The 6201-nt window shown below is 38.5% G+C and carries 6 protein-coding genes; all 6 read right to left on the bottom strand.

All coding sequences use genetic code 11. The features are described from left to right. Window positions 1–139: 139 nt before the first annotated feature. The 6 genes from glmM to rocF all read right to left on the bottom strand — a co-directional run bounded on the left by glmM (window position 140) and on the right by rocF (window position 6016). On the bottom strand, window positions 140–1492 hold the full coding sequence (gene glmM / locus CRI88_RS22135) for a phosphoglucosamine mutase (RefSeq protein WP_101967053.1): 1353 nt from the start codon (window positions 1490–1492) through the stop codon (window positions 140–142). Between the two features lie 226 nt (window positions 1493–1718). Next, on the bottom strand, window positions 1719–2795 hold the full coding sequence (locus CRI88_RS22130) for a CdaR family protein (protein WP_036128306.1): 1077 nt from the start codon (window positions 2793–2795) through the stop codon (window positions 1719–1721). Next, window positions 2788–3624, bottom strand: a complete 837-nt coding sequence (gene cdaA / locus CRI88_RS22125; protein WP_089935020.1) for a diadenylate cyclase CdaA — start codon at window positions 3622–3624, stop codon at window positions 2788–2790. Before cdaA ends, CRI88_RS22130 begins: the two co-directional genes overlap by 8 nt. Before the next feature lie 149 nt (window positions 3625–3773). Next, window positions 3774–4400, bottom strand: coding sequence for an anti-sigma factor family protein (locus CRI88_RS22120; protein ID WP_058845282.1), 627 nt, complete (start codon window positions 4398–4400; stop codon window positions 3774–3776). A 13-nt stretch (window positions 4401–4413) separates the two neighbouring features. Continuing rightward, entirely contained in the window at window positions 4414–4977 is a 564-nt protein-coding gene (gene sigW, locus CRI88_RS22115) for an RNA polymerase sigma factor SigW (protein ID WP_004225410.1), read from the bottom strand. 133 nt (window positions 4978–5110) lie between these two features. Then, window positions 5111–6016, bottom strand: a complete 906-nt coding sequence (gene rocF / locus CRI88_RS22110; RefSeq protein ID WP_058845283.1) for an arginase — start codon at window positions 6014–6016, stop codon at window positions 5111–5113. Window positions 6017–6201 lie beyond the last annotated feature (185 nt).

The raw sequence follows: 6201 nt of genomic DNA, 5'->3' as shown, positions 1-6201 counted from the left end.
TGAATTCGGTAGTATATTACCAAATGTTAAAAATAAAATAGTAAGAAAAATGACAAAAACCATCGAGAGTGAACTTCTCGATGGGCTTTTGTCTACGGTCTGACTCGATTTCCTGTTATGGAAATCGAGTTTCTATATATTATTCTGCTAAGCCCATTTCTGCACGTACTACGTCCGCAATACGCTCAACAAAACGCTCACAATCTGTTTCTGTTGCTGCTTCTACCATTACACGTACAAGTGGTTCAGTCCCTGAAGGGCGCACTAGAACACGACCATTGCCGGCCATTTCTGCTTCTACCTCTGCAATGACAGCAGCCACCTTCGCATTGTCAGTCACAGCATGCTTATCTGTTACACGTACATTGACAAGACGCTGAGGGAAGATTTTCATTTCAGCAGCAAGCTCTGAAAGCTTTTTACCAGTCGCTTTCATAATGTTGACAAGCTGAATGCCTGTAAGTAATCCATCACCTGTTGTATTAAAGTCTAGAAAAACAATATGCCCTGATTGTTCGCCACCTAAATTGTATTCTTTGGCACGCATTTCTTCTACAACATAACGATCACCAACAGCAGTTTGTACACTTTGCATACCGTTGTCAGCAACAGCTTTGTAGAAGCCCATATTGCTCATAACTGTTGAAACAATCGTTTGCTTTTTCAAGCGTCCTACCGCATTTAAATACTTACCAATGATAAACATAATTTGATCGCCATCAACAATCTTACCGTTCTCATCTACAGCAATTAATCGGTCACCATCTCCATCAAATGCTAAACCAACATCTGCACCCTTTTCAGTAACAAATTTAGCTAGTCCTTCTGGATGTGTAGAACCTACACCATCATTAATATTTAAGCCTGTTGGAGAAGCTCCCATTGTAGAAATATCAGCTTCTAGGTCCGCAAATAAATGTGTAGCCAATGCTGATGTAGCTCCATGAGCACAGTCTAGTGCTACCAGGATACCATCAAATTCCTCATCCACTGTTTGCTTTAAGTATTGAATATATTTTTGACCACCTTCGAAATAGTCACTTACAGATCCTAAATCGGCTCCAATTGGGCGTGGTAGTGTATCCTCTTGTGCATCAAGCAACACTTCAATTTCCGCTTCTTGAGCATCCGTTAACTTAAAACCATCGGGACCAAAAAATTTAATGCCATTATCAGCAACTGGGTTATGTGAAGCTGAAATCATAACGCCTGCATCTGCGCTCATAATTCGAGTAAGGTATGCCACACCTGGTGTTGAAATAATACCAAGACGCATTACTTCTACTCCAATCGATAAAAGACCAGCAACAAGTGCACCTTCAAGCATCTCACCTGAAATACGTGTGTCACGACCAATTAAAACCTTTGGACGATCAGTTGCATCTTTTGTTAAAACATAGCCACCGATACGACCTAGTTTAAATGCAAACTCTGGTGTTAATTCACTATTCGCGACTCCACGGACGCCATCTGTTCCAAAATATTTACCCATTCTACTTATTCTCTCCTTCAATGCAAGACCGTGTCTCTTGAGTTACTATCGCCCAAAAGACACTTGTCCGCTTACTTTTGGAAAAGTCTGTTTTTATTCATTCATTCGGTAATTATTAATATCCCCTCAATCGATTTGTTGGTGACTCCTGTCCTAACTACTCACCAGCACAAACCACGATTGGATTTTGATTTAGAATCAAAATAAAATTATAGTCAGATATTGTTTAAGAATCAATATCTTCCGTTTCCTCAGATGATGTATTTTTATCAGTAGTAGTACTATCATCCGTCACATCTGGTTCTTCAGTTGGAGGTGGCGTTTCCTCTGTAGAAGCTGGCGTTTTCTGTTGTTCTTCTTGCTCTACTTTTGTAATATCTGCCTTCACTTTTATTTTCTTGTCAGATATTTTTGTCACACCATCTGGTAATTTTACATCAAATTCATAAGTTTGAGACTCAGTAATTTTTGACAGGTCAACTATAACTGGAATTTCTGTCAAACCGTCAATAATTGATTTTCTACCATACACTTTTATCATTCTTGGCGCAAATGTTAACGAATTGATCGTAATGTCTTGTGCTGCTTGCCCTGTTTCTTTCAGGACCACTGGAATCTCTCGACTATATTCTGCTATATCAACTTGAACCTTCACAGTTTCAGGCTCTATCGTCACATCTAACTTGTTTAGATCTCGATCTAATACTTTTACTGCCGCATCCTGCGAGAAGGATTGCTTCAAGCCTTGCTCACCTGCAACAGTAGCTTTTACATAGCTAATGCTTTCAATAGCACTTTTTGCACCTGTTACGTAAACGGTTGGTGGATCAGCAGTCATATCTTTTAAAATATAACCTTCTTCGATTAGTCTATTATTCATTTCAGGGTCCACTCGGAACTCTTTCGTGACCTTTTCCTCAATATTCACATGAATAGTTGCAGGGTCTAATGTAACCTTTAACTTATCAGAAATATTTTCGTATTGTAGCTTTACATCATGCTCCCCAATCAATAGATTACTTAAATCGACAAATACAGAGAAATCTTTTGTAGCTCTTGTTTTTATAACAACAGGCATTGGCCCTTTTATCTTCACATCTACTGTTTCAGGTAAGCCTGTTACAATCAGATTTTCATTATCATAATAAACATCTACTGGTACATCACGAATAATATCCGTTTGTTCAGTCGTTGTTGTTGTATTGATTGGAGATAACTCGGTACGAACTGAGAAAAAAAGCAAAAATGCCAAAAATAGCGCTATGATTCTTAATACCCAAGGGCTATCCATCATTTTATCCATTCTTTTTCCCCCTCCAAGTCAACTTAGAGGCAGCATTTGACTCTTGTGCTGAACCGAACCACATTTTTCGTAATAGTGTTTCAAACTCCTCTAGAGAAAGATTACGGTGGAGATTACCATTTAACGTAATACTAATTGCACCTGTTTCTTCTGAGACAACAATTGTAATAGCATCCGTAACTTCACTTAAGCCAAGTGCAGCACGGTGACGTGTCCCTAACTCCTTTGAAATAAATGGACTTTCAGATAGGGGTAAATAACAAGCTGCTGCTGTAACTTTATCTTTTTGCATAATAACCGCTCCATCATGAAGTGGTGTATTCGGTATAAAGATATTAATCAGCAGTTCTGATGAGATTTCAGCATTTAGTCCTATACCCGTTTCAATATATTCATTAAGGCCTGTTTCTTTTTCAATAGAAATTAACGCACCGATTCGACGTTTAGCCATGTAACTAACAGACTTCTTCATCGCCTCAATGAGCCTTGTTTGTTCTTCTTCTTCTTGACTTGATGAACGCTGGAATAGCTTTCCTCGCCCAATTTGTTCTAAACCACGTCTGATTTCTGGTTGGAATATGATAATAATCGCTAAGAAACCAAACTCAATGACCTGTTGTAACATCCAGCCTAGAGTTTGTAACCCTAAAAGGTCTGTTGCAAGTCGGGCAATAATAATGACAAATATTCCCTTCAGTAATTGGACAGCCTTCGTACCTTTAATGAGGGTTAAGACTTTATAAACAACGTACCACACGAGCAGTACATCAATGAAGTTAATAACAATATTCACAGGTGTTAAATCCGTGAAATGTTCGATAATTTGCACGTGGCATCCCCCACTTTTCATTGCGAATCCATACACATTCAAGTATATCACATTCTTAACAAATGTAACTTTTTTCAAATAAAAAGTCTACTCATAAGAGTAGACCTTTCAGCCTCTCACGTGCACTATTTTTTAGGACGTATAGAGTGTTATTTAGTTTCATCTTTTTCCTCAAATGTCATGGCCGTTTTTACAGAATTTTTAATCGTATACCATAACCATTCAAATACTTCGTCAATTTCCTCAATTTTGCCTGAAACTACCGCTGAAGACGCCATATATTGCCCGTTAATTACTGTGACATTGCCATCAACTTCACCTTCAACAACCAAATCACCATTTTTAACAACAATATCGCCCTTCACTACTTCTCCTTCAGGTACAATCACCGTTTGACCATCAACAACTAAGTTCGGTTGTTTGGTCACTGAAAAATGCTGGTCATCCATAAAGCTACCCATCAATGTAGCACTCATGAATAAGCAAAATACTGCTGCTGCCACAAAGAACGGATGCCGGCGTATCCATTTTTGTATACCTACTCGACTTTTTGGTTTTGGTAAACGAGCCATCACTGCTGCTTCAAAATCCGGAGGCGCTGTAATATGGGAAGCACTCTTCACAAAGGCGATTGTTTCACTCAATTCTTGCATCAACTGTTTACAATCATTACATGTATGCAAGTGTTGTTTCAACTCTTGCTCATGCTCACGACTAATGTCACCGTCTAAATAATCATGCATATAGTCTATAATATGCTCTGGACAAGTATTCATGACGCTCCCCCTCCTACAGATTGTTTAATTGCTTACGTAATGCCTCACGTCCGCGGTGAATCCTCGTTTTCACCGTTCCAAGCGGCATATCTAAAATCTCGCTAATCTCTTGTAACGATAACTCTTCTATATATTTCAATACTATAACCGAACGGTATTTATCCGGCAATCGTCCAATTTCATATTGAATGCGATCTTGCAGCTCCATTTGCTCTAACTGCTCCTCTGGTAGCTGGTCGTCTGCTGCGATTTGCGAATACATATCAAGCCCTTCTGTACCAGCTACTTCTGCATCTAAATAATAATCCGGTTTCTTTTTGCGAATACGGTCAATGCAGAGGTTTGTCGCTATGCGATAAAGCCACGTCGAAAACTTTCTTTTCTGATCAAAAGTATGCAAATTCATATAAGCACGCACAAAAGCTTCTTGAGCAATGTCTTCAGACTCTTGTTTGTTGCCTAACATTCGATAGCATACTTGGTACAGTTTGTGCTGATAGAGACTCACAATATCGGCAAATGCGTTTTGATCGCCTTTAAGCACTTGTTTTATTCTCTTGTTTACTAACGCATCCATTGTGTTGACTTCTCCACCTTTACAACTGTCTTATACTATACGACCCATCGATAAGAAAAGTTTCGTTTTAATTCAATTATAACAAAAGATTTTTATGCAATGTGGCAACAGGCAATTTTTTGTCAAATTTTCTTTAAACTAGTGTCTCTCCGAATAAAGATCCCATTAATGCAACAGCCACATTTGCTGTTGTATTCTTCTCATCTAAAATTGGGTTTACTTCTACAAACTCTGCTGATGTTAGCATCCCTGATTCTTGTAACATTTCCATTGCTAAATGACTTTCTCGATACGTAATTCCTCCAGGAACGGGTGTACCAACTCCTGGCGTGTAAAGCGGATCTAAGCCATCTAAATCAAGTGATAGATGTAATCCATCAACATTACGTTCTTTCAAGTAAGCAAGTGCATCTTCCATGACACGCGTCATACCAAGTCGATCAATCTCGTGCATTGTATATACTTTAATCCCTTGTTGACGAATTAACTCACGCTCACCAGGATCTACTGAACGAGCTCCGATAATAATAACGTTCTCTGGTTTAATTTTCGGTGCATAATTCCGAATTTGCACTAAGCGCTCATGACCTAGTCCAATACTAACTGCTAATGGCATCCCATGGATGTTGCCAGATGGTGTTGTTTCAGGTGTATTTAAATCTGCATGAGCATCATACCAAATAACGCCAAGATTTTTATAATGCTCACCTAATCCAGCTAGTGTGCCAATAGCAATACTATGGTCTCCACCAAATACAAGTGGGAACTTATTTTGTTCTACTACTTCATGCACGCTATTAGCTAAAGCCGTGCTAACATCTACAACTTCCTCTAAATTCAGTAATTTCTCATCGACAGGTGCGTCTGCAAGTTTTTGACTGACACGAATATCCCCTTGGTCTTGTACTTCATGTCCAATAGCCTCCAAACGTTCCACAACGCCTGCATAGCGAATCGCGCTTGGCCCCATATCTACACCACGACGTGTTTGTCCATAATCTGTTGGTACTCCAATAATAGAAATATTAAGTTTATTCATGTTTTTATACCCCCTAAAAGTTATAATATTATTGTAAAGCCTAGATACCACTTGGCTCAACTAGACAAAAAAGTGCATATTTATTCAATTTTTGATAACATAAAAAAATCTCCTACTGTTTTCAGTAAGAGATTAGTTATCTATAGTTATTATAACACTTTTGAATATACTTTATTCTAAAAAAG

The organism is Lysinibacillus fusiformis (assembly GCF_002845985.1).
Lineage (GTDB): Bacteria > Bacillota > Bacilli > Bacillales_A > Planococcaceae > Lysinibacillus > Lysinibacillus fusiformis_D.
Note: the sequence above shows the minus strand (reverse complement) of the source record. Positions and strands in the feature narration are given on the sequence as shown.

Bases quoted from the DNA above. Each gene is read 5' to 3' on its own strand.
- CRI88_RS22130 (WP_036128306.1), bottom strand. From the start codon at position 2,795: ATGGATAAAATGATGGATAGCCCTTGGGTATTAAGAATCATAGCGCTA.
- sigW (WP_004225410.1), bottom strand. From the start codon at position 4,977: ATGGATGCGTTAGTAAACAAGAGAATAAAACAAGTGCTTAAAGGCGAT.
- CRI88_RS22120 (WP_058845282.1), bottom strand. From the start codon at position 4,400: ATGAATACTTGTCCAGAGCATATTATAGACTATATGCATGATTATTTA.
- glmM (WP_101967053.1), bottom strand. From the start codon at position 1,492: ATGGGTAAATATTTTGGAACAGATGGCGTCCGTGGAGTCGCGAATAGT.
- rocF (WP_058845283.1), bottom strand. From the start codon at position 6,016: ATGAATAAACTTAATATTTCTATTATTGGAGTACCAACAGATTATGGA.